We start from the raw sequence: 24,911 nt of genomic DNA on the forward strand, positions 1-24,911 counted from the left end.
CCGGTGATCTAAATGAAACGCACATTTTTTTTCTCTATCGTTGCATTATTTTATTCGTGGTTATGCTGTGTGTTATGGGTATGTCTACTCCACCGACTGAATATACATGGACGCAAGTATCGCGTTGGAAGGAAGATGGTCGTTCTGTCGTGCCAACGAGAGTGCGTTATCAACAGCAGTTTTTTCCAAATAAGGGTTATGACATTAGACCTCATCAGCAAATACGTAATGTATACCCAGCTGCTATTGTTGGTGATGGTAACAATAAGCAAACGAGTGATAATTTGTGGACTGCAATTGTTGGCTCGGAGTATGTTATCGGTAATAGCGCAACACTGCCTCGTGCACGCGACTTGATGGAAGATTTTCATATGAATTTCGTTGATCCATCGTTGAGTGATCGTAATTACTACTTCTACTATTATTCAGATAACTCAACCTACTATGTTTTTCGTAGCTCTTATCCTCTGACATTGCAAAATGGTCCTAATGTCGGTGAAAGCTTGTTAACGAGTACTAAGCTTTTGGCAATGGGTGATGATAACTCGCTTTGGTTGGACGATGACGGGTCTCTAAGTTATTACAATTATCCTACAGGCAGGGTCGGCTACGACTCTGGTAACACCATTTTTTCTTCAGGTCCTTCAGGCTGGGTTGGTGCGACTGTTGCTAGTAAAATAGGTAATTTGATCGGATATGAAGAGGCTAAATTATACTTTTTAGAAGGTGATAATACCGTTCATGTTTTTAATTATAATCTGACGTATGTTCGTACGGATGAATTGGAACTTGATGGCGACTTGGCCGGGCAGACACTAGCCGATTTGGTCGATGGTAATATTCCAACTGCTCACTATTTAGGCTGGGATCTAGGGCCGGTTGTTGCGTTTGTTAATCCTGACTTTGGCGATAGAGTGCCCGTTGCTGCAACCTCTTATACTTGGACTCAGGTATCTCGTTGGGCGGAAGAAGCTCGCATTAATTCTGGGCCAGTTGTTTACGGACAAGAGTTATACCCAAGTTTGCGCTATGACGTTCGCCCTCATCGGGAATTACGGAATATGTTCCCTGATGAGATAGTAGGAGATGGTAATAATAAAGAAACAAGCAATAACCTTTGGACTGCGCTAGCTACTTCTGAAAATACGCTTGGAAATGGTAGTTCGCTGACCAGATCCCGAGATATTATGGAAGATTTTCAGATAAATTTTGTCAATCCTTCAGATAGCTTGAGAAATTATTATGGTTACTATTATAGTGACAATGATAATTATTATATTTTTAGAATTTCTTATCCATTAACTATGTATAATGGCCCAAATACTGGCCAAAGCCTAATTAACAACACCCGTGTTTTGGCTATGGGTGATAACAATTCATTGTGGTTGGATAATGATGGTACATTGAGTTATTACAATTATCCTGGCGGTACTTTATCGATAAACTCAACCAAAACAGTCTTTCCAACAGGGCCCGTTGGTTGGGCGGGCGCAACGCTTACGAGTAAATTACAATATTTAATTGGTTATGAACAATCCCAACTCTACTTCTTAGTAGGGGATAGTACGCTTCACGTGTTTAATTATGATTTGTCTTACGTCCGCACTGATGAGTTTCAATTTGATGGTGATCTTGCGGGAGTAACCTTAGGTCAGGTGGTGGATAAACAAATACCTAATGCGACTTATCTTGGCTGGGATTTAGGTCCTATTATTGCGACGGTAGATACGTCTGTGCCTGTTGCTACTCTCGATCACTTTGAATTAGATTTTGCCTCTGCGGCGCTTACTTGCTCCCCGCAAGATGTGATTATTAAGGCTTGTGCAAACGCGGATTGTTCTGAGCTTTACACTGATAGTTTCGATGCAGTTTTATCTCCTAGTGGCTGGGTCGGATCAGATACCATCACTATCACTGGTGGGACGGCTACTGCGTCATTACGCCATACCAGCCCAGGCACGGTTTCTTTAGTTGCACTTTCAATAACCCCAGCGGCTTTAAATCCAACATTGTGCTCTATAGATACTGGTCTGTTGGAGAGTAGCTGTAATCTTACTTTTGCAGATTCTGGCTTTGTATTCGATGTTCCCGATTTTATTGCTGGGAAAGGTGCTTCTGGTATAGGCGTTCAGGCGGTTAAGAAATCAGATAGTAGTACAGCTTGTGTCCCTGCATTTGCGAATGTGACTAAGACACTGAGTTTTTGGACTGATTATATCTCGCCAGGTGCTTCTGGGCGTCCAGCGTCATTGTCGGCTAGCGTAAATTCTCTCGCTGTTGGGCAGACAGTGGGAGCGCTTGTTCCTTTGTCTTTAAGTTTCGATGCGACCGGTTTTGCCACGATTTCAGCGAATTATTTAGATGCTGGTCAGTTACGACTTAATGCTGTTCACAGTGGTTCGGGTGATGATCTCGGTCTTGTTATGAGCGGGAGCGATACCTTTGTCAGTCGTCCAGCTGGAATGTGCGTATCTACTGCTACAACCTGCAGCGCTGCGGATAATTCCTGTCCTAAGTTTGTTGCGGCGGGCACAAACTTTGATTTAACGGTTCGGGCCGTTGCGTGGGAAAGTGATGGTGATACAAATTATTGCTCTGGAAATAGTGGTACACCTAACTACAGTGCAACCGGTCTTGGCATTAGCTCTACGATACTGTCTCCGGTACCCGAAAATAACCCGGGAGTGGTGAGTCCGAATAGTTACAACCATAGTGCTAGCACAAGCGGTGCACAAGACGTTGCTTTAATCGAAAGTGAAGTCGGCGTATTCCGGTTTTCTACTACACCACCAAGTTATTTCGGTTATTCACTGGGTACCTTTAATAGTGAGCCTGTAGGTCGATTTTATCCGGACCATTTTACGGTATCAGCAAGTGATGTGGGTTCGATGGAAGCTGTCTGTAGTAGCGCTACGCCATTTACCTATACAGGCGAAAGCTTTGGTTGGCTCGTTTCACCTCAGCTTACTATCACTGCCAATAATGCCCTCGGTGGTACAACACAAAACTATACATTAAGCGGTTATCAGAAGCTCACAGCAGCGGATATAGTATTAGGATCGTTAACAGCAGATAGTGCGGCACTGGGGACCGATTCAATACCTTTATCTCTAGCGTCTTCTTTCACGACAGGTTCTCTAAATGTCTTGGCTCCTGGGCAGTTACAATACGATTTTAGTGCGCTAGATAGTTTTACGTATACCAGAGAAATGCGAGCTGAAGTCGCACCTTTTATTCCTGATTTAACGTTATCGGTTACCTCTGTTACCGATAGTGACTTAGTTGGTATGAAATCTTCTCTTATCAACTTTACTCCCTTAAGTAATGTTTCGATGCGTTTTGGACGTTTATGGCTGGAGGATGCATACGGTCCGGAGACATTAGATTTGAAGGTTCCTCTAAGAACAGAATTTTTTGACGGTACACGCTACCGAATTAATGAGGTTGATGACTGCACGAGCTTTGATAGCGTGAATGCCGTCGTGACTCCATCAACGTTGACACAAGTGGCGGCATCCCGTGGAACTCTCGTTTCAGGAATATCACCGTCAAGCGGTTTATTGTTGTCTGCTCCGGTGAATGTTGTCGGTGTTCCGGATACGGGTAAAGCAAGTGTTCGTTATAGCGCTCCAAGTTGGTTGCGAGGCGATTACGACGGTGATGGTAGCTTCGAGAACCCTGAAGCAACAGCTACCTTCGGCATCTATCGGGGTAATGATCGAGTTATTTATTGGCGTGAAATCCGAAATTAATATACGAGTAATTAGCAAAATCAGCTAATACATTAAAGAGTCTATTTACTATGGTTCGAGTGCTTTATTTGGTTCTTGGCTTACTCCTTTTGCCGAAGGCGTTCGCAGCGACCGTAGTATTTTCCGATGATTTTGAACGCGCGTCGTTAGGCAGCGACTGGACAGTCAATGCAGTGGAATCTGGCGCTAGTGCAGCCATTAGCACTGCTGTTTCTAATTCAGGCACCCGCAGCATGTATACACGCGGCGGTATTGTTTATGTTACTTCCCGCGCTATTGATTTATCGGCTTCTAATTTTTCTGAATTATCTATTTGGATACGTATGGGTTCTGATTCTTACAGTGAGCGCCCGAGTTCTGGTGATGACTTGGAAGTCGATATTTATTTAAGTGATGGCAGCTGGAAGCGCGTTGCCTTGTTTGAAGGTCCCGGTATCAGTAGCGGAAATATCTATAATTTTTCAACCGCACTACCCGACAATGCGTTGCACGCTAATTTTGCTGTGCGTTTTCATCAAATAGATGGAACCAGTAATGATCACGACTATTGGCATATCGATGATGTAACCGTAACGGATTATGACGTTGGGCCTGTAGTTAACGGCTTATTTTATGATGGCTTTGAACGTGCTGCTCTAGGAACTACAGACTGGTCTATTAGTAAAGTGGATAGCCGTAGCGCTTCCTCTATTGGAACGCAAATCGCGAGCGTAGGAACGCGCAGTATGTATACTCGCAGTGGCGAGATATATGTGTCCACACGAGCGATTGATTTATCCGGTTATGACTTTGTACAGATGAGTTTTTGGATACGCAGCGGCTCTGATTACTACAGTGAGTGGCCAAGTTATGGTGACGATTTACATGCAGAAATGCTATTGAATAATGGTACTTGGCAACGGATAGGTACGTATTTAGGATCCGGCAGTGCGGGTGGTGACACCTATGAATATTATGCGCGCTTACCTACTACTGCTTATCATGCGAATTTTAAACTGCGCTTTCACCAAATAGATGGAAGTATCAACAATGACTTTTGGCACATTGATGAAGTCTTTGTTGGTTATCGTAGCCCTGCAGTACCGAATACCGTAGATCATTATTTATTGACGTTTAGTGATCAGGCGCTCACCTGTACTGCTCAAAATGTTGAGATTAAGGCCTGTTTAAATGCAGATTGCTCGACGCTTTATACTGATGATGTTGATGTTACGCTAACGCCAAGCGGTTGGACGGGGTCTGATACGGTAACGATTTCGGGCGGTACTGCGAATGTATCATTGCGCCAAGCAACCGCAAGTACGGTTACTTTGGGGGCAACGTCCACCACGCCAGCTGCGGATAATGCAACGCAGTGCATTATCAATGGCGGCACGGCCTCTTCATCTTGCGATATGATTTTTGCTGATTCTGGCTTTGTCTTTTCGATTCCTGATTTTTTGGCGGTAAAAGGTACTACGGGAATTACTATTCAAGCGGTCAAAAAGAGCGATGCTAGTGAAGCCTGTATTCCTGCCTTTGCCAGTGTGACTAAATCTCTCGATGTTTGGTCAGATTATATCAGCCCAAATTCAGTAGTGCGCCCGGTCTCTTGGCCAGTAGCAGTAAATGGTGTTTCTATCGGTGGTAGCTCGGGTACCGCTACGCCGATTTCGTTGGCGTTTGATGCAACCGGAGCATCGACGCTTACCGTTAATTATGCTGACGCAGGGCAAGTGCAAGTGAATGCGAGCTATAGCGGTAGCGGTGCGGATGCTGGGCTCGTCATGACAGGAAACGATACCTTTGTCAGTCGTCCTGCGGGGATGTGTGTAAGTGCAACGACGACTTGCTCTGCTGGTGATGCTAGTTGTCCTAAATTTATGACCGCAGGAACCGCATTTTCTCTTAGCGTACAGGCGGTGGCTTGGCAGTTTGATGGTGATACGGATTTTTGTGCTGGCAATAGCAGTACGCCCAATTATAGTGCGATAGGTGTTGGCTTAAGCGCAGCTATATTGTCGCCATCGCCAGCAAATTCTGCTGGGTCAGTTACCCCCACTAGCTATGATCATGGCGCTATTGCGGCGGGTACGCACAGTGTTTCTATTAGCGAAAGTGAGGTTGGCGTATTTCGCTTTGATGTGACACCGCCGAGCTATTTTGGTTACAACCTTGGTGTATTTAGCAGTGAGCCAATTGGACGATTTTATCCGAATCATTTTACTACATCGGTTACTGACAACGGCGCTCTAGCGGCTAATTGCAGTACATCTGCTCCGTTTAGTTATAGTGGCGAGGATATTACTTGGTTGGTTGCGCCGCAGTTAACAATAACCGCAAAGAACGCAGTGAATGTCACCACCCAGAATTACACGACACCCGCTTATTTGAAGTTAGCAGTGGGTGATATTAATGTAGCTAATATCAGCGCAGATAACTCCGCGGTTGATGGTGGAGCAGTACCTTTATCGATTATCAGTACTTTGAATTCTGGGTCGCTAACAACCTCGTCATTTGGTCAATTAACTTACGACTTTAGCCCATTAGATATTTTCACTTATACTCATGAGGCGCGAGCGGAAATCAATAGTTTTACTCCCGATATTTTAATGAGTATCACTGATATTTCTGACAGCGATGGTGTTGCCATGCCGTCCAGTCCATTAACCTTCACACCGCTGGCTAATATGGATGTACGCTTTGGACGCCTGTGGCTTGAAGACACCTATGGGCCGGAAACCTTAGATGTGATTATGCCATTACGAGTTGAATACTTTGATGGCAGTCGTTATCGGGTTAATACCGACGATTCTTGCACCGACTATTCGGGGGTTAATGCAAGCGTTAGTCCAACGACATTAACGCAAGTGGATACTAGCTCCGGTGTAGTGACTAGCGGTGTTAGTGGTACGTCTGGATTGTTACTGCAGGCACCACCATCGGTAGCTGGAACGCCCGATACAGGAGAAGCAATCATCACTTATACAACGCCCATTTGGTTACAGGGAGACTATGACAATAATGGTAGTTTTGAAGATGCCAGTGGCATAGTCAGTTTTGGGGTATACCGTGGTCATAATCGAGTGATTTATCGGAAGGAACTTCGAGAATAGAAAAGCCGACATTATGTCGGCTTTTCTATTTTTAACTTTTTGATGCCGTTAGAACTTAATCTTCCCTGTCGTCATCATCGTTACCTGAGTCCATGTTCAGCTCTTTTATTTTGCGAGTCAGCGTATTTCGACCCCAGCCAAGTAGGTTGGCGGCATCGCGTCGACGTCCTGCCGTATGCTTTAAAGCGGTCTCGATCATAATCCGTTCGAAAATGGGTACTGCAGTATCCAATAGGTGATCGGTACCATTACCAAGCTGTTGATCTGCCCAATAACGTAGGCTTTGCTCCCAGTTGCCAGAAGTAGCAACGCTGGTTTGCTGGTCTAGTAGCTCAGGTGGCAAATCGCTGACAAGCACTTCGCGGCCTGATGCCATTACTGTTATCCAGCGACAAGTATTTTCGAGCTGACGAACGTTACCTGGCCAATCTAAGGAGCTTAAGAACTCTTCGGTTTCTGTGCGTAATTGTTTTACTTCTACTTCTAACTCTTCAGCAGCACGCTTTAAAAAGTGAGTAAGCAATTTGGGAATGTCTTCACGACGATCAGCAAGACGCGGTAAATGAATACGAATGACGTTTAAACGATGGAATAAATCTTCGCGGAAACGACCTTCTTTTACCAAGGTTTCTAAATTTTGGTGGGTCGCAGCGATTATTCGCACATTCACTTTGACCGGTGTTGTACCGCCAACGCGATAGAACTCTCCGTCAGCTAATACGCGCAATAGACGTGTTTGTGTATCTGATGGCATATCACCAATTTCATCAAGAAATAGCGTGCCATTATTGGCTTGTTCAAAGCGTCCGCGGCGCTGACCGCCTGCACCCGTAAAGGAGCCTTTTTCATGACCAAACAATTCCGATTCGATTAAATCTTTTGGAATTGCGGCCATATTCAAAGCGATGAACGGTTCGGCAGAGCGAGGGCTGTGCTTGTGTAAAGCATGTGCCACTAATTCTTTACCTGTACCGGATTCACCGTTGATGAGTACAGTAATGTTGGACTGTGATAAACGACCAATAGCTCGGAAAACTTCTTGCATTGCGGGCGCTTCACCAATGATTTCTGGTGTCTGCGCATCATCGACAATCGCTGGGGATTGAGCACTGATTTCGGCAAAATGGGCGATGGCTCGTTGAATTAAGCTAACCGCTTCATCGACGTCAAATGGTTTGGGTAAATATTCAAAAGCACCGCTGCGGTATGATGATACGGCACTTTCAAGATCGGAGTGCGCGGTCATAATGATAACGGGCAAATCTGGATGGGCTTCTGTTGCATGCTTTAACAGAGTTAAGCCATCCATGCCGGGCATGCGAATATCAGAGATGATGGCATCCGGATGTTCACGTCGTAATTGCACTAGGGCGGGTTCTGCCTGTTCAAATACGCGGGTAGTAATATTCGCTTGTTGTAGGGCTTTTTCCAGTACCCAGCGAATGGATTTATCGTCGTCAATGATCCAGACAGTGCTCATAAAGGTTCCAAGGGTAAATAAATAGAGAATGTGGTTTTATCGGCATCACTAACAAATTCAATAATGCCTTGGCTCTGATTGATAATGGATTGTGATATCGACAATCCCAGTCCCGTGCCTTCGGCGCGACCGCTGACCATAGGATAAAATAGGTCTTCACGCAGCGCTGCTGGAATGCCGGGTCCATTATCAATGATATCTATTTGTGCCACTAAACGATGGCGATGATGACCGATCGTAAACTGGCGAATAGTACGCGTGCGCAGCACTAACATCGGACGTTCTGCTTGTTCTTTGTTTTCAAGCATCGCTTGCATGGCGTTGCGGCAAATATTAAGTAAGGCTTGAATCATTTGGCCTTTATCGGCTTCGAACTCGGGTATAGATGGATCATAATCGCGGGAAATAAGAATGACGCCGTCGGATTCCACTTCGATAAGTTGACACACGCGTTCTAAAACTTCGTGAATGTTCACTTGTTCTTGTTTTGGAATCTGGCGCGGACCAAGTAAGCGATCAACTAAATCTCGTAACCGATCAGCTTCCTCAATAATAATATTGGTGTATTCGCCAAGTTCTTCTGTTGGCAGTTCGCGTGCTAGCAATTGTGCTGCGCCACGAATGCCGCCAAGCGGATTTTTGATCTCATGCGCTAAACCGCGCACAAGGGAACGCGTTGTTTCTTGCTTGGATATCAATTGTTCTTCGCGACTAATACGCGTTAGACGGTCGCGACCTTGCAGCTCAATCAGGAGTGACGGCAGGCGAGTCTCGGGGTGAGCAACCGGGCTAACGCTATAGTCGAGTGTAATATGCTGCTGATTGTGCAGTTTGATAATGGTTTCGCGTTTTGTGTAGGAGTGCCCGGTGATGACTGATTGCTCTAATGCGGAAGCGGATTCGTCGGTTTCAATGCAGAGATCCGTAAAAGGGACGCCGACCCCACGTTTGCCACTCATTTCGAGTAGGGCTTCAGCCGCAGGGTTCATGTAGAGCACGATTAAGTCGGCGTCTAAAAGTAATACGCCAGTATTCAGGTGTTCGAGTAATCGTTGATTAATGATCGCGCTGGCCAGCATAGAAGTTCTCCGTATTGCCCTATATAGGCAAAAAACGAGCCATCTTAAGTGAATGCACAATGATAGCGCGATTAGAGATTTTTAGTGCTGCTAACTAGCCCAAAGACAGATTTATCCGTACAAGAGTGGATCCATAATGGTGCGATATGGAAAAGTTATGCACTATTTTGGGCCTATCGGGATAGGGAGGATGCTCGAAAGACAGGTAGCACTACGAGATTGCTACTAATTAGAGGTTCGTCATCGGCATTGCGCACTTGCAATTGCAAGGAGTGTTCACCACGGTCGAGATTCTGCAAATTGAATGAGGTTTGTCGCCCTTTGGCGATAATTGCGCCGTTGTCTAGTAATACTAAGTTATCGCTATCACGCAGCCCCGGGCTTAGTACACCGCTGACTTCGATATTGCCCGCAGCACCGGTGGGTAGTGGCTCATTGTTGCGCGGGCTTACAATTGCAAGACTGGTATAGCTGAATGCTGCCTCTGTGCGTTTGGCGGGTTCGGGAGTTGGTGGTGGTTCAGGATTAAATGCGGGTAAAGACGGTAGCTCTCTAACCTCGTGACGCTGAGAATCATCACTCGGCATGTCACTAAAGATCACATTACCTTCGGCATCCATGCTCATATACACCTCGGTACCTGCATGAGCTGCAGTAAAACTAAAGCTTAAAATGATGCAAGCTGAGTAGATTAGTGGCTTCATATCCAATTTCCTTGTGTCACCGCGAGCGGAATAAATCCAACAGTATGCTAAGAGCGTAACGGTTAAAAGCTATTGCCCTAGTATAAAACCGGCTATCCTCAGTCGGCAAATAGTCAGGTAACTCAAGATAGCAGAATAATGATCGGATTAGTGCAACGTGTTCGTCATGCCCGTGTCGATGTGAATGATGTCACCATCGGTGAAATCGGAGCCGGAATCGTCTTGCTGTTGGGGGTACAAAAGCATGATGACGAAGTGACTCTGCAGCGCTTGCTTAACAAACTACTGAATTACCGTATTTTTGCTGATGAACAAGGGCGAATGAATATGAGTCTTTTAGACGTTCAGGGGCAGTTATTAGTGGTTTCGCAATTTACCTTGGCGGCAGATACTCAGAAAGGAACACGACCAGGTTTTTCGCGTGCTGCCGCGCCCGAACATGCGCGTCAGTTGTATGAATTATTTTGTCAGAAGGCCAGCGAGAAGGTTATGGTGCAAATCGGTGAGTTTGGTGCCGATATGCAGGTGAGCTTGCAGAATGATGGTCCGGTGACGTTTTGGCTGGAAGTATAGCGTTTAAGTGGCTGTAGCAATTTCTCGTTCTTGTTATGCTAGTGAACTACTAATAAACATCGAGCTTAGCTCGTACTCTATTCATTGATTAAGGAAGTATTGTGGATTACTCAGCATTGAAACACTCCCATGTAGGACTGGCTTACCTTTCGATCCTTTTTTTCATTGTTCGCTTTGCTATGTTCCGTATGAGCCCAGCATTAAAAGCGAATAAGCTATTTAAGATTCTTCCTCATGTAATTGATACCTTATTAATTGTGTTTGCCATTTGGCTTTGTATTGAGATTTCTCAGTATCCACTGACTGATCACTGGTTAACGGCAAAAGTCGCCGGTTTGATTGCTTATATCGGCTTCGGTACGGTTGCAATTAAGCGCGGTAATACCAAAGCCTTTATCTTGGCGCTGGTCAGTTTTGCGTACATCTTTGGTGCAGCTAAGGCGCATAGTGTGATGTCTTGGTTGGCGTTAATGTAAGGGCTCTGATAAGGTTCCTATATCCTTGTTGCTAGCCTTATCGTTTTTGTTTACTGAGCTTCTTATGAGTAAGCGCACATTACCAACATTTTTACTTCTACTTTTGGTGTTTACCACCTTGAGTGCAAGTGTGCGCGCAGCTCAACCATGTGCCGCTATGATGGCGGCGCAGCAAGCAAGTTTACAAGCAATGGAGGCCGGCATGGGCAACGAACATCCATGCCACCATCAAGAAATGGCTAGCCATGATATGCAAGGTAACTTTGCTGATTCTACTGATGACAGTTCGGGTGATTGCGCTGCAAACTGTTTGTGCTGCGCTTCGGCCCTAGGGGCATCTTTACTACCACCAGTCTTGCCTTTTGTGCAGGCTGATCGGCAGCGCTCTTATTATCTCTCTTGGGTTGCCACTCCGATTTTGCGCTATTCTACGCCGCTGCAACGTCCTCCTATCGCCTAATTAATTCTGCTTTTTCGGCTACAGCTGCGAATACGTCATGTCGGTTCGCAGAGGTGGCGAATGTAAGATTATTTAGGACGACCTTATGAAACCGTTAGTAAAATATCAGCACACATCTCAGCGTGCTGCCCGACTAGCTCTTCGCACTTTTCTATCTGTGATACTGAGTATTGTTTGGTTGCCAAGCGCCAGCGCGCAAGCAACGGAGCTAACTCAGTCGCCACAGACATCCTTGTCGCTTACTCAAGTTCAGACATTGGTGCTGGATAATGACCAGCAACTTTCTAGCTATCAGTTACGTCAGCAAGGTTTACGCGCACAGCAGCAAAGCCAAGGGTATTGGTCGGCACCGCGTTTAGGTGTTGGCATGTTGAATGTGCCTCTGGATAGTTTCTCGTTATCCCAAGAACCGATGACGCAAATGCAGGTAACCCTGTCACAAGCTTTACCGCGCGGTAATAGCGTTTATTTACAGCAACAAAAGAGTGCTCAGCAAGCCAGTGCTCAAGGCGAATCATTGGCGTTACGTCGTGCCGAATTACGTCGCGACAGTGCTTTGCTGTGGCTCGATATCGCACGCGCGACCGAAGCTGAAAAACTTGTGCAGCGTCACGAAGCGCATTTTCGTCAGTTGCGCAGTGTCGTGCTGAGCCGCTACGGCAATGCCACCAACACTCGTGCTCAAGATTTCTTGCGCTTAGATTTGGAGTTGGAGCGTTTGAGTGAGCGATTACTCACGTTGAAGCAGACACGCATTGAAGCTCGTGCTCGTCTCAATGAATGGTTGCCTGCCGATGTTCAACAAATGCCTCTGCAGTTAACCGACGAGCCGAAGGTAATAACCCTAACCTCGCAAGATTTCATCGCCAAAATCGAACAACACCCCGCTATTTTGTTGCGTCAAACACTGGAGCAAGCGGCCGATACTGCGGTTGAGTTGGCGCGTGAAGATGAAGCACCGCAATGGCAATTGAATGCGGCTTATGGTTATCGCGGCGATGACATGAATGGTGATGATAGGGCTGATTTTGTATCGCTCGGTGTCAGCGTTGATTTGCCGTGGGCGATTCAAGGCGGTACTCGCCATGCGACTAAAGCAAAAATATTAGAGCGTGAAGCCCTTGCCGCGGAGCGCGAACAGATATTACGCCATCTATTAAGTCAGGCCGACAGTATCTCGCAGCGTTCACAGTTACAGCGTCAACGGTTGGACTTTTACGATCAACGTTTACTGCCGCAACTAGAACAGCAACGACAAGCCGTACAAACCAGCTATGCCAATGATGATAGCGATTTTACTGAAGTCATCCGTGCTGAAATGGATGAATTAAACGGCAATATAGAACGCTTAAATGTGCTGCGCGATTGGCATCAAAGCCAAGTGTGGTTGGGCTTTTATTTAGCGGCAGAATTAAAGGATGCATCTTATGAATAAATTGACATTAGTGATTGCCGCCGTCGTTGGTGTTGTCGGCATCTTGGCAGGAATGCTGTTAGAGCGTTCGCAAACTGAAACTAATTTGGCCGCCAGTTCAGCAACACAAGAGCAGAGTAAAGAGCCCTTATATTGGGTAGCGCCGATGGATCCTAATTACCGGCGTAGTGAACCGGGTTTATCACCTATGGGTATGGATTTAGTGCCTGTGTATGACGAAGCCTCCGAAGATCAGGCGGCAGGCACGGTAACGTTAAATGCGGGATTACAAAATCAACTCAGCGTTACTACAGCACAAGCCCAAGTGCGTGCTTGGCAAGATCAACTTATCTTACCCGCTATCGTTCGCTTTAACCCCGAGCAATCACAGGTTGTGCAAGTGCGTGCTGAAGGTTGGGTGCGGCAACAATTTGTATTTTCTGTCGGCGAACAAGTGACTCGCGGACAGCCATTATTCACTTGGTATAGCCCGCGTTTAATTAGCGCCCAAGAAGAGTTTTTAAGCGCGCTGCGCAGCGGTCAAAAAGGATTAATTGCAGCGGCAGAATCTCGTTTGTTGGCTTTAGATATGTCGCCGCAATGGTTAAAAGAATTGCGTCGTGAACGCAAATTACAGGAAGAAATTACGGTTCTAGCGCCACAAAATGGCGTGATCCAAGAGCTGACCTTGCGCCCTGGTGCGCAAATTATGCCGACACAAAAATTACTGACCTTAGTGAATTCGAATGCCTTGTGGGTTGAAATACAAATTCCGCCTGGTTTAGAACAGCGTATTCAAATTAAGGACGCGGTTATTTTAACCGATACCCAAGGACACAGCGTGACTGCTGATGTTGCGGTTTTGTATCCGCTACAAGAAGGAAAACTACGCAGCCAAGTGGCACGCGTTGAGGTGACGAACGATCAGCTTAACTGGCTGGATGGGCAATATGTTCGGGCCGATATTCGTGGTGCCGAGGAAGAGTCATTACAGATTCCAGCCTCTGCGTTAATTGATGATGGGCATCAACAGCGAGTTGTACTAGCCGATGGTCAAGGTCATTTCCGTTCTATCGCGGTAACCACACGTAAGCGCAATGCTCAGTGGGTAGAAATTTGTTCAGGGTTAGAAGTTGGTGATCTCGTTGTTACCAATGCGCAGTTTTTAATTGATTCAGAATCGTCAGTGGCGAGTGATCTACAGCGTTACGAAAAGGCGATGGCAGTGGACGAAATGAATAGTGAAGAAATGGATCATTCTCAGATGAATCATGAGGGGATGAACCACGAAGAGATGAACCACGAAGAGATGGATCACTCGCAGATGAATCATAGCCAAATGAATGTTGAGGGTGTGGACCATTCGCAGATGAATCATGAGGGCATGAATCATGATTAGTCAGATTATCGCTTGGTCGGTTAGAAACCGCATTATGGTATTAATTTTAACCGCCATGCTGATTGCGATTGGGCAGTATTCATTACAGCGCACGCCGGTGGATGCCATTCCTGATTTATCGGATGTGCAGGTTATTATTAAAACACGCTTTCCTGGGCAAGCACCGGAAGTCGTGCAGGAACAGGTCACCTATCCTTTAACTTCCGCGCTTATGTCGGTACCGGGCGCACATGCCGTGCGCGGTTTTTCGTTTTACGGCGATTCATACGTTTATGTTTTATTCGATGACTCTACCGATTTGTATTGGGCGCGCAGCCGCGTATTAGAATATTTAAGTCAGTTGAGTGGTGTTCTACCAGCGGGTGTACAGCCACAGTTAGGCCCAGACGCGACGGGTGTCGGTTGGGTTTATATTTATGCGTTAACCGACCCTAGCGGTCAGCATTCGTTAGCCGATTTACGCAGTTTACAAGACAATTTTCTGCGCTATGAATTGCAAGCAGTGCAGGGGGTATCCGAAGTTGCGTCGTTGGGCGGCATGGTGCGGCAATATCAAGTGGTCGTTGATCCTATTGCGTTAGCCGCAGAGCAAATCCCACTGAGTCATTTAGTCACCGCAATTCAACGTTCAAATCGTGAGATTGGTGCTTCGGTTATCGAGCAAGCCGAGGCCGAATATATGATTCGCGCAACCGGATTGATTCGCTCAGAAGCCGATCTACTGGAGGTGCCTTTAGGTGTACGAGCGGACGGTTCACCACGATTCCTTAAAGATGTCGCTCGCGTACAGCAAGGGCCAGCGCCTCGCCGTGGCATTGCTGAGTTGGATGGCCTTGGTGAAGTCGCCGCCGGTATTGTCGTTATGCGTTTTGGTGAAAATGCGCAGGCCACCATTGAAGCGGTTAAAGAACGATTAACCGCTATTAAACCCTCGTTACCAGCGGGTGTTGAAATTGTTCCGGTTTACGACCGTACGCGGTTAATTGGCAAGGCCGTAGATAATTTATGGCAAAAATTAGGCGAGGAATTTATCGTCGTTGCCTTGGTCTGCGCTTTATTTCTATTCCATTTGCGTTCCGTCATGGTGGTTGTGCTGAGTTTGCCTGTGGCTATTTTGGCGGCATTTATTGTCATGAAGTGGCAGGGAATCAATGCCAATATCATGTCCCTAGGAGGTATTGCGATTGCCATTGGTGCTATGGTTGATGGTGCTATTGTGATGATCGAAAACCTACATAAACATTTAGAGAAAAGTGATGATAAGGCGGATCGCTGGCAGATTGTTGTACGGTCGGCGCAGGAAGTTGGGCCGCCGTTATTCTTTAGCCTATTAATTATCACTCTGAGTTTCATCCCTGTTTTTGCTTTAGAAGCTCAAGAAGGGCGCATGTTCGCCCCTCTCGCGTTTACTAAAACATACGCCATGGGTGCCTCTGCAATATTAGCGATTACGCTAGTGCCGGTGTTGTTGGGTTATTTTGTTCGTGGCCATATTCGCTCAGAACAAGAAAACCCAATTAATCGAGGGTTAGTCGCGATTTATCAACCGCTATTACGCTGGGTTTTACGTTTTCCTCGCCGTATCGTTTTGGGTTGTGTGCTGCTAGCGGCAACGGCATGGTGGCCATTAACTCAGCTAGGCACTGAATTTATACCGCCTTTAGATGAAGGTGATCTTATGTATATGCCAACCACCTATCCGGGGATTTCGGTGGGTGAGGCGCGGGAAATATTGCAAAAAACCGATCAATTGATTCGTACCTTGCCGGAAGTCGAAACGGTATTGGGAAAGATAGGTCGCGCGGAAACCGCTACTGATCCAGCACCGTTGACTATGGTTGAAAGTTTTATTCAATTAAAACCACGGGATCAATGGCGAGAGGGAATGACGCCCGAATCATTGCGCCGCGAATTAGAGCAATTAATTCAATTTCCGGGTTTGAGTAATGCGTGGGTACAGCCGATTCGTACGCGTATTGATATGCTCGCAACGGGGATTAAAACCCCAGTGGGTGTACGTATATCAGGGCCGAGCCTTGATGAAATTCAAAAAATAGGCGCACAACTTGAAGGCGTGGTGGGCGACGTTGAAGGAACGGCATCGGTCTATGCTGAACGTCCTTCATCGGGACGTTATTTAACCGTGGATATTCGTCGCAGTGATGCGGCACGTTATGGAATGACAGTCGCTGATGTGCAAGATGTTATTGCAACAGCGGTCGGAGGGCGCTCAATTAGTGAAACCATTATGGGTGTGGAACGTTATAGTATTAATGTGCGTTTCCCGCAGGCATTTCGTGATTCGCCACAGGCGCTACGCGACTTGTATTTTGTTGCCCCGACAGGTCAGTTAGTCACCTTAGGTGCATTGGCTGATATTGGAATTGATGCAGGACCGGCGGTGATCAAAAGCGAGAATGCTCAGGTGATTGGTTGGGTGTTTATTGATCTCGACGGCGTCGACGTCGGTAGCTATGTTGCTAATGCGCAAGCGCGAGTGCAGCAAGCCTTAGCCAATAGTGAAGTGATTTTACCCGCAGGGTATTCATTAAAATGGGCTGGGCAGTATGAATATATGCAGCGCGCGCAAGAAAAGCTCAGCTATGTTGTGCCACTAACCATTTCTATTATCGCTATTTTATTATTCATGGCATTTGGTAGCTTAACTGAAGTTGCACTTATTTTATTAACCTTGCCGTTGGCTTTAACTGGGAGTCTCTGGCTACTGTGGGCATTGGATTTTAATTTGTCGGTAGCGGTAGGTGTTGGCTTTATCGCCTTAGCCGGGGTAGCGGTTGAAATTGGTGTGATTATGCTGATGTATTTAAATCAAGCGTGGGACGCATTAAAAACAGAACAAGGACCTATTACCGAAGCGCAGTTGCGGCAAGCAGTACTCACAGGTGCGGGGCAGCGTCTACGTCCTGTCGCCATGACAGTATTGACGATCGCGATTGGTTTATTGCCCGTCATGTTGGGCAGTGGAACGGGGTCGGAAGTGATGAGCCGAATCGCCGCTCCCATGGTTGGAGGAACGGCGAGCGCTTTGATTCTAACGTTAGTATTGCTACCAGCGCTGTATTTCTTGTGGCGACGTCGGCAAATTTAGTTATTAAAAGGTGTAGTTGCTAATTTGTGAATTGATATCTTCTGCTCGTTGATTGAGCTTGCCAACCGACGCGGTAATTTTTTCAGCGCTTTCGTGACCTGTTTTACTCAGATCTCGAGCGTTGGATAAATTACCATTAATTTCGTTAATTACTGATGTTTGTTCTTCGATGGCCGATGCCACACGCAGAATACGGTCAGTAATACGAATTAATGACGCAGATATTTGCTTCACTTGTTCTTCTGACTCGCGTGCACTGGTTACTGTACCTTCTGCTTTTTCTTCGCCACCTTTCATTGAATTTACCGCGCGATCAACCCCTGACTGTAATTTATCGATCATGGTATTAATGTCGCCCGTTGATTTCTGGGTTTTTCCGGCGAGTGTACGTACTTCATCGGCAACCACCGCAAACCCTCGCCCTTGTTCGCCGGCACGGGCAGCTTCAATTGCAGCGTTAAGCGCTAGTAAGTTAGTTTGTTCTGCGATGCCTTTAATTACATCCAATACTGAAGCGATATTAACGGTTTCTTTTTCCAGATCTTTAATGACACTAGATGCATCGTTAACGCTGCCTGCAAGTGCAGTGATATCAGTGACCGCACTGCGAAATTGATTCGCTACGGCTTTCGCTGTTGTATCGGATTCTTTGGCTTCTTCTGATACTTCTACGGTTGTACGAGCTACTTCTTGAATTGCTTCAGCCATTTCGCGGTTCGCATTGGCAACCATGTCCATAGATGCTGCATACTGTTTGCTAAGTGCTTGGCCTTCATCAGCACCTGATTTTAATTGCGCGCTTGATTCTCTTACGTCTTCGACAATGTGCTGAATATTACGCATTAAAGTCTGCATTCGCTCTAAAAAACGGTTGAAGCTCTTCGCGACGCGACCAACTTCATCATCGCCGCTGACTGGTAAGCGCGCTGTTAGATCGCCGCGACCGTCGGCTAAGCCGTTGAGCACTCTGGTAAGGTTATTAATGGGGCGGATAATCAGCTTGGGTACGACAATGGCAATAAATAAAGTGATTGCTAGTGCAATGCCAACCAGTAATAGAATGACTGATAAACTTGATTCTTTCGTCGCCATATTGTGTTTATGCAGAGAATCAGCCGCTGTCTTAATCATCTCGCCGAGATTATCCAGTTGATTACGCATGCTTTCGAATTCTTTATCTAAAGCATTAGTACTAAGTTCTGTTGCATTATTTAGACTGACTTGATCGGCCATAGCTTGGGCTACTAGCCTTTCGGATTTTGGACGCCATGTACTATAGGCTGCTAAAAATTTGTCGACTTGTTGTTTAATTTCGGGAGTGACTTCAAGGGCTCGCACCTTATTGATACGGTCCTGGACTTGATTGAGATTGGCACTGTGCATATCGACAAAATTCTTCGCATGGATGCCCAGCGCGATAGAGCGTTCCGCAATTTGAGCTTGATACAAATCACGATCGGCGTTCAAGGTAAGATTGAGCGCGGGGATATAGGTTTTCTCGATATGGGCGGCATCGTTACTAAGACTATTGAGCGTCGAAATTTGTACGCCTGATAGTACCAGTAGCAATATACCGACGATTCCGATCGGCAAGCGCAGCTTGTGCGCTAAGCTTAAATTCGACCAATTCATTGTGAGGCTCCGGTGCGTCAGATGTCTTTTCAGCATAGACGACATTCCAATGGCGACAAGTGGGCCAACCTGCGCTTTGCAATATTGTGTACCTCCCTCGTTTAGCGCGGCGGATCGACTTTATCGTTGTGGCTGGTATTTACCCTAAACCAGCCGGCAATACTGTAGCGATCACGTTGAGCGGGTTTTACTTCGTGGGGAAACTCTTCACTCAAAAACACCACTAAACGCCCATAGGCGGGAGTAATGTTTTCAATAAGCTGATTGTCTTCGTTATACATAACCAATTCACCACCATCACTGGTTTGCCAATGATTGTTTAGGTACAGCACGGTACTTAACACGCGATTTGCTTGGCCACGAAAGGCATCCAAATGTTTCTTGTAGAAGGCGCCGGGTCGATAGTGAGCGAAATGGCTTTCGTAAGAGAATAGTCCAAGAAATAGTCGACGATTTAGATGGATTCGCAACTCACTCATATACTCGAGCCAAGCTTTCTCAGCTTTATCCCCCGGTTCTAGCCAGCGGATTTTATCTTGGCGCACAAAGCGGTTCTGTGAGTGTTGATCTCCTCTCCCTATGCCAGCCACTTGCATACTATCGTCGTCCTGACGAATCAGTTGCAGTAAACGCTGCGCCAGTTGCAAGGTCATGTTGTCGGGTAGAGCGCAGTCAATAACAGAGTAGCCGCGATGCGATAGATCTTCCGCGATCCGTTCAAATGGCGGTTCAAAAAATGAATCAAATGAATGCACGGGTGCTCCTGAAATCTGCTTGAAAATCGCCCTTCCGGTTTTGCGGAAGGGGGCGGACTTTTACGGAAACCCTGTGCTAGGTACAGCAAAAAAAATTGATGGTTATCAGTGCACTTCTTAATGGTTATATGGCCGACAGGAGGCTCCATGCTGCCAGTGCTAAAAATACTGCACTGGTGATATAACGTGCGGCGTTAAGAGGCAGTCGCTGCATTAGGTGATTTCCCCAAATTACCACGGGCACGTTGGCAATCAACATGCCTAGGGTTGTTCCCGCAGTAACCCACCACATAGATTGGAACTCAGCAGCCAACAATACGGTGGCTATTTGTGTTTTGTCGCCGATCTCGGCAATAAAGAATAATACAGTGGTTGCGGCAAATGCGCCCCAGCGTGACAGGTCGTCTTCATCCTCGTCGGCTTTGTCAGGGATAAGTACCCAAATTGCCATCAATAAAAAGCTGATGCCAAGGATAAGTTCGCCGGTGCCATTGCTAAGCCAGTCATTGATTCGACTCCCGAGCCAGTCTCCGCCCCAAGCAGATAGCCCGTGATTGATCACTGTGGCGAGTAATATGCCAGCGATAATGGCCCAACGGTTACGAAAACGGGTAATCAGTAGTAAAGATAGAAGCTGTGTCTTGTCACCTATTTCAGCGACAGCAACAGCCAGTGTAGAGGTTAAAAACGGTGAAGCAGAGTGCTCGGCCAGGGTTAAGCCGGTATTGATTAGGTCTGACATTGGGATACCTCGGGCGACTTTAAACCAAAGACAAATAGCCCGATGTCGCCCTGAAATCGAGTATTTGTCTTAGGTCTCATCAATTCTTTTACAGAACGTCTACACCATGAGCATGAGGCTCAATTATGTTGATGCAAACACCACGAATATGGTAGCGGCAGATTACTCCCCCAAGAGAGGGGACAATTGTACCCGAGTTTGATTTGAATGCGAGTCGGTAGATACAATTTTTTTGATCTACAAGATAAGATTTTTTCGATTTACCGCAGAAATCAGCAATGAAACTATGCGCGCGTTTCAATTAGTGGGAAAGCCCGTGGGGGTGTACGATGACTCTGCCTGTAGAACATGATGAATACGAAGATGAAGCGCCTTCGCGCAAACCTTCAGGTAAAAGTGCGGATTACGATAAAAAGCGTCGTCGCGCTGAACGCATACTTGAGCAAGCCCGCATTCGCGAGTTTTTAGGTATGGATATAGATTATTTTGATGAGCCGGAGGCACGCTAAATCTCCGCTCTTTTTGCTAGTAGGAGATTGTAGTGCTAGGTAACGCTTTCCAAGACATTCTTAAAAGCTTAGTGCGCAGCCCGTCGGTGGTTGGTGCGGAGCATTCTTTTTTCCGCGTATTGCAGCGTGAGCTGGAAGAACGTGGAGCTAATGTTACCTGGTACGAGGGGGTACTCGTTGCTCAAGGCAACGATCCCTTTTCTATGATGTTTTCTGCGCATATCGACCGTCATGGGTTGGTGTGTACCGGCCCTAATGAATTCCAGTACGCAGCGTTTGTTTCTGGCGGTCGTTCTGATTTGCTGGGAAATTCGGTATCGGAAGAACTGATAAAGATGATCGTTGACCGCTTCGGTGATGTTGACGTCTTCGCCTATGAGCCTTGGTCTGGTGCTTATCGCGGTAGCGGCAAGATTTCTGGTACTTATGTATGTCCATACCGTAACAACTTAATTTTTGAATTAACCGGTATGAGTCATCTTGTCGCGGGTACGCCGGTTGCCTTTCGCGATCAATTGCGTAACGACGGCGATAGCTTAACGGGTCAGCTCGATAACGTCCTAACGGCTGCTATGTTGGTTTATTTATTTGAGTTGGGCTTTCAAGGTACCGCCTTTTTCACAGCCCAAGAAGAGGCGGGTCGTAGCTGGCGCTACCTGCTGGAGTGGTTCCGTCGTTTCGGTGGTTCTACTAACCAGCTGGTGGTGGTGGACACTAGTCCATTCCCAGATACAAACGCGGCCCGAGCGCAAACGCTGGTATTACGTCATCAGGATGCTAACGCTAAGTTTAGCGAGTCGATGACCAGCCAGTTAGCCGCGACGTGCGATCTATTGGGTGTTAGTTATCAATACAAAGACGAGTACATCATTAATCAAAATCAGCAGCTCAGTATGCAAGGCTTAGCGCCCAAGTCGCTGGGCAGTACCGAAATGGGGCGTATTATTGCCGCCTCCGGTGGGCTGGTGGATGGCACAACACTGCAAATTCCGACAACGGGTTATCACACCATGAATGAGAGTGCTTCGTTATTTGCCTGTGAGGCTTTCTTAGCGGTTCTGTGTCGTCTGGGTGGTGTAAATATGCCGAGCCGCTTATAGTTCTCTTAGTAATTTTTCTGATGTTTGCGGCCTAGGTCTCGTCGATTAGGCCGCACCTCTAACGAGATCGTTATGATCAAGCTTCTACCTGACTTTCCCGTTGTCGATGATTCGCCGCACGCCAGTAGCTGTATTCTATTTGCTCATGGAGATAGCGTGTCGCCGCATTACCTTGTTTATGAGGTGGCGCGCGACTTTTTATCGGCTCCACGGACTTTTGTTGTAGTTGAAATATTGAGTGATCTCAGTCCTTGGATGTCGCAGCGAGATGATGTCGGCGACTTGGGCGTTTTCTCGGTTTCTGACTCGGATATTCAGTTGGATGCTGATGAAGAACACCTACTTTTTTGTACGCAGCATCATCAGGTAGAAATTATTAGTCGAAAGGCGACAATTGTTGACCGAGTTTACGGATTTAGTGAGGCAACTCAGGCCCTAATTCAGGTATTGTCCAAGGACAACCGATAAACCATTAAATTGATATACTAATCAATTATTATTATTCTATCGGGTTATAAATAAGGTGATTTCTTAGAACTTTGGCTTTTGTTGCCAATTTTATGTGTATCTCATACCTATAACTACTATTTTGTAAAGGAAATCAAAGTGTTGCAACAATTCAGGATGCCTTTTCAGCGTCTATGTTTAGCTCTATTGCTATTGGCTTCGTATGCCACTGCTGAGCCGGATTTCATTTCTCCTACGCCATTAGTTGACCGCATCGATACGCCGGTTATGCCGGTTAAAACCACGGGTCCGATCAAAGTCCCTATGATTACTTGGGGCGGCGACATGATTACGTTGCTGGGCAATGGTTTATCGACGCGTACCCAAGCCAACAGTATTTTTGCTAAGCAAGGTTTAGATGTTGAACTGGTGTTGCAGGATAACTTTGACCGTCAGATTGAGGATTATTTAGCCGGAAACTCACCGTATTTGCGTTGCACCGTTGGCATGTGTAATCAGGCGATTGATTTGCTGAATAAAGATGAGCGCACTAAGCCGATCGTTATCTATCAGCTGACTTGGTCTCGCGGTGGCGACACGCTGGTCAGTAAAAACGGCGTTATGACGGTTGGTCAGTTGAAGGGTAAAACCATAGCCATTCAAGCCTATGGCCCTCACGTTGATTTTATGACGACCTTGCTGGGCCAAGCAGGATTGTCTATGAATGATGTGAATGTGCGCTGGCTTCCTGATTTAACCGCTAGCGAGAACTCGCCCGTTGCGGCGTTATCTCTGCCTGATGTTGATGCGTCGTTTATGATTTTTTCTGATGCTTAAGGTATCACGTCAGGGCGTCGTGTTGGCACTGGTGATCGAGGTTCCGTGGAAGGGGCGCGTATGATCATTTCTACTATGTTTGCACGCCGAGTGATTGCCGATGTGTATGTTGTCCGTTCGGATTACTACGCTAGTCATAAAGCTGATGTTGAGCGTTTTGTTAATGCAATGGCTTCTGCCAATGATGAGCTACAAGTTCTGATGAAAGATCTACAAAACCCGCGCAAATTGAGCTTGTTGGAAGTAGCCGCAGATGTGTTGCTTGGTGATAAAGCGGCAACGCCTGATATTGAAAATCTATATTACGATGCGCAGTTTACCGGTCGTGATGATAATCATCGTTTCTTACAGGATGATTTGTATCCGCATCGTTTAAGTGTGCTTAATAAGCGCGATCAAGATGCCTTTTTAGAATTGGGGCTAATTCATGCTCGCGGTGAAATGAAAGCCGCTAGCTGGAAATAAACGAAATAACTGTCTTTGCACCGCTGCTATTCGGCAGCGGTCGCGTTTGGATCATCTACGCGAGTACGGCCACTTAACGGCGGTACTGGCGCTTTTACAATGTGATAGCCATAGCGTGTAGCGATAGGGCCAAGATAGGTTTGGCTGCCATCTGCTGCGTTTAACGCTTGATATAAAGCTTCAGGTAACTGATCGAGTTCGTGTTGCCCAGCAAACCCTTTACGATTTTTTGAAGGACATGCCGAGTGATTGCTGGCGAGGTCTTCAAAAGACGCGCCAATGGCCAATTCGTTAATAATGTCTTGGGCCAGTAACGGGCTTTTAAGCAAAATATGATGCAGTGCGACGGTCGTCATAGCGGCTTCCAGAAAAGTCTAAGCTGATTAAGCATAGACCAATGCTGGATAACCTGCGTACAACAGGATCGAGAAGACTAGCGTGAACTAACGCTTTGCAGTTTACTCAATGCCAGTAGTTGGCCAGAAACAATCGATAGTAAGCAAAATCCTGCGAACCAGTAAAAACCGTGTAGTAATTCAGCCGTTACTTGTGCCGTGGATTGCGCAGTGAAAAAGGCCACCAAAATTGCGACCACAAACACATCCGCCATCGACCACTTGCTAATCGCCGCAACAAAACGCCAGCGACGTTCAGTTGGATACATCCAAGTGAACAAAATGGTTAATGCTTTGGTGACGGGAATGACAATACTAAAACTCACGATTAATACTGCAACACCGGTATAGCCGAGTTTATGTAAGGTCTCGACGGTTTCCCAAATGGAGCGAGTTTCATGGAACAGCTGTGCCTTCATGCCGAATAAGCTGGCGGTCGCGGTAATCGTCATGATGGGTTCGGTAACACCTGGATACAAAATACCGTA

At 46.5% G+C, this 24,911-nt stretch carries 21 protein-coding genes and 1 riboswitch; of the genes, 13 read left to right on the forward strand and 8 right to left on the reverse strand.

Features of this window, described 5'->3' with window-relative positions:
* Positions 1-3,752 (forward strand): DUF6701 domain-containing protein (locus tag UXZ23_RS00920; protein ID WP_320818784.1); only part of this gene is annotated, 3,752 nt, incomplete at its 5' end.
* 50 nt (positions 3,753-3,802) lie between these two features.
* Positions 3,803-6,847: a DUF6701 domain-containing protein gene (locus UXZ23_RS00925; protein WP_320818785.1), complete on the forward strand. Its 3,045-nt coding sequence runs from the start codon at positions 3,803-3,805 to the stop codon at positions 6,845-6,847.
* A 55-nt stretch (positions 6,848-6,902) separates the two neighbouring features.
* Here UXZ23_RS00925 and ntrC read toward each other — a convergent pair whose 3' ends face one another.
* The 3 genes from ntrC to UXZ23_RS00940 form a co-directional block, all read right to left on the reverse strand.
* Entirely contained in the window at positions 6,903-8,327 is a 1,425-nt protein-coding gene (gene ntrC / locus UXZ23_RS00930; protein WP_320818786.1) for a nitrogen regulation protein NR(I), read from the reverse strand.
* Complete coding sequence (gene glnL, locus UXZ23_RS00935) at positions 8,324-9,406, reverse strand: nitrogen regulation protein NR(II) (RefSeq protein ID WP_320818787.1); 1,083 nt, start codon at positions 9,404-9,406, stop codon at positions 8,324-8,326. The genes ntrC and glnL overlap by 4 nt, the downstream gene beginning before the upstream one ends.
* 173 nt (positions 9,407-9,579) lie before the next feature.
* Complete coding sequence (locus tag UXZ23_RS00940) at positions 9,580-10,110, reverse strand: DUF4124 domain-containing protein (protein ID WP_320818788.1); 531 nt, start codon at positions 10,108-10,110, stop codon at positions 9,580-9,582.
* Between the two features lie 138 nt (positions 10,111-10,248).
* Here UXZ23_RS00940 and dtd point away from each other — a divergent pair, with 138 nt between their 5' ends.
* The 6 genes from dtd (at position 10,249) to UXZ23_RS00970 (ending at position 17,541) form a co-directional block, all read left to right on the forward strand.
* Positions 10,249-10,683: a D-aminoacyl-tRNA deacylase gene (gene dtd, locus UXZ23_RS00945; protein WP_320818789.1), complete on the forward strand. Its 435-nt coding sequence runs from the start codon at positions 10,249-10,251 to the stop codon at positions 10,681-10,683.
* A 101-nt stretch (positions 10,684-10,784) separates the two neighbouring features.
* Positions 10,785-11,159, forward strand: a complete 375-nt coding sequence (locus UXZ23_RS00950) for a SirB2 family protein (protein ID WP_320818790.1) — start codon at positions 10,785-10,787, stop codon at positions 11,157-11,159.
* A 64-nt stretch (positions 11,160-11,223) separates the two neighbouring features.
* The gene (locus tag UXZ23_RS00955) at positions 11,224-11,619 is read left to right on the forward strand and encodes a CopL family metal-binding regulatory protein (RefSeq protein WP_320818791.1); all 396 of its coding nucleotides are present in this window, start codon (positions 11,224-11,226) and stop codon (positions 11,617-11,619) included.
* A gap of 85 nt (positions 11,620-11,704) precedes the next feature.
* Positions 11,705-13,054 carry a TolC family protein gene (locus tag UXZ23_RS00960; protein ID WP_320818792.1) on the forward strand — a complete coding sequence of 450 codons (1,350 nt, stop codon included), beginning with the start codon at positions 11,705-11,707 and terminating at the stop codon, positions 13,052-13,054.
* Complete coding sequence (locus UXZ23_RS00965; protein ID WP_320818793.1) at positions 13,047-14,432, forward strand: efflux RND transporter periplasmic adaptor subunit; 1,386 nt, start codon at positions 13,047-13,049, stop codon at positions 14,430-14,432. The genes UXZ23_RS00960 and UXZ23_RS00965 overlap by 8 nt, the downstream gene beginning before the upstream one ends.
* On the forward strand, positions 14,425-17,541 hold the full coding sequence (locus UXZ23_RS00970) for a CusA/CzcA family heavy metal efflux RND transporter (protein ID WP_320818794.1): 3,117 nt from the start codon (positions 14,425-14,427) through the stop codon (positions 17,539-17,541). Before UXZ23_RS00965 ends, UXZ23_RS00970 begins: the two co-directional genes overlap by 8 nt.
* Before the next feature lie 3 nt (positions 17,542-17,544).
* On the opposite strand, the gene UXZ23_RS00975 is transcribed toward UXZ23_RS00970, so the two are convergent.
* The 3 genes from UXZ23_RS00975 to UXZ23_RS00985 form a co-directional block, all read right to left on the reverse strand.
* Positions 17,545-19,173, reverse strand: a complete 1,629-nt coding sequence (locus UXZ23_RS00975; RefSeq protein ID WP_320818795.1) for a methyl-accepting chemotaxis protein — start codon at positions 19,171-19,173, stop codon at positions 17,545-17,547.
* A gap of 101 nt (positions 19,174-19,274) precedes the next feature.
* Positions 19,275-19,928 carry a 2OG-Fe(II) oxygenase gene (locus UXZ23_RS00980; protein WP_320818796.1) on the reverse strand — a complete coding sequence of 218 codons (654 nt, stop codon included), beginning with the start codon at positions 19,926-19,928 and terminating at the stop codon, positions 19,275-19,277.
* Between the two features lie 124 nt (positions 19,929-20,052).
* Positions 20,053-20,670 carry a TMEM165/GDT1 family protein gene (locus UXZ23_RS00985; RefSeq protein ID WP_320818797.1) on the reverse strand — a complete coding sequence of 206 codons (618 nt, stop codon included), beginning with the start codon at positions 20,668-20,670 and terminating at the stop codon, positions 20,053-20,055.
* An 82-nt stretch (positions 20,671-20,752) separates the two neighbouring features.
* A riboswitch (yybP-ykoY riboswitch) is annotated at positions 20,753-20,853 on the reverse strand.
* Between the two features lie 146 nt (positions 20,854-20,999).
* Between UXZ23_RS00985 and UXZ23_RS00990 the strand changes: the two genes are divergently transcribed.
* The 5 genes from UXZ23_RS00990 (at position 21,000) to UXZ23_RS01010 (ending at position 24,028) form a co-directional block, all read left to right on the forward strand.
* Positions 21,000-21,179, forward strand: coding sequence for a hypothetical protein (locus tag UXZ23_RS00990; RefSeq protein WP_025264769.1), 180 nt, complete (start codon positions 21,000-21,002; stop codon positions 21,177-21,179).
* A 32-nt stretch (positions 21,180-21,211) separates the two neighbouring features.
* Positions 21,212-22,279 carry a peptidase M42 gene (locus UXZ23_RS00995; protein ID WP_320818798.1) on the forward strand — a complete coding sequence of 356 codons (1,068 nt, stop codon included), beginning with the start codon at positions 21,212-21,214 and terminating at the stop codon, positions 22,277-22,279.
* A 72-nt stretch (positions 22,280-22,351) separates the two neighbouring features.
* Positions 22,352-22,747 (forward strand): hypothetical protein, encoded by a 396-nt coding sequence (locus tag UXZ23_RS01000; RefSeq protein WP_320818799.1) that lies wholly within the window; start codon positions 22,352-22,354, stop codon positions 22,745-22,747.
* A gap of 138 nt (positions 22,748-22,885) precedes the next feature.
* Positions 22,886-23,563, forward strand: a complete 678-nt coding sequence (locus UXZ23_RS01005) for a hypothetical protein (RefSeq protein WP_320818800.1) — start codon at positions 22,886-22,888, stop codon at positions 23,561-23,563.
* 60 nt (positions 23,564-23,623) lie between these two features.
* On the forward strand, positions 23,624-24,028 hold the full coding sequence (locus UXZ23_RS01010) for a hypothetical protein (RefSeq protein ID WP_320818801.1): 405 nt from the start codon (positions 23,624-23,626) through the stop codon (positions 24,026-24,028).
* Between the two features lie 26 nt (positions 24,029-24,054).
* Here UXZ23_RS01010 and UXZ23_RS01015 read toward each other — a convergent pair whose 3' ends face one another.
* Positions 24,055-24,384, reverse strand: a complete 330-nt coding sequence (locus tag UXZ23_RS01015) for a peptidylprolyl isomerase (protein WP_320818802.1) — start codon at positions 24,382-24,384, stop codon at positions 24,055-24,057.
* A gap of 77 nt (positions 24,385-24,461) precedes the next feature.
* The coding region (locus UXZ23_RS01020; protein ID WP_320818803.1) for a paraquat-inducible protein A at positions 24,462-24,911 on the reverse strand (450 nt) is incomplete at its 5' end.

The organism is Thalassolituus sp. (assembly GCF_034111725.1).
Taxonomy (GTDB): domain Bacteria; phylum Pseudomonadota; class Gammaproteobacteria; order Pseudomonadales; family Oceanobacteraceae; genus Thalassolituus.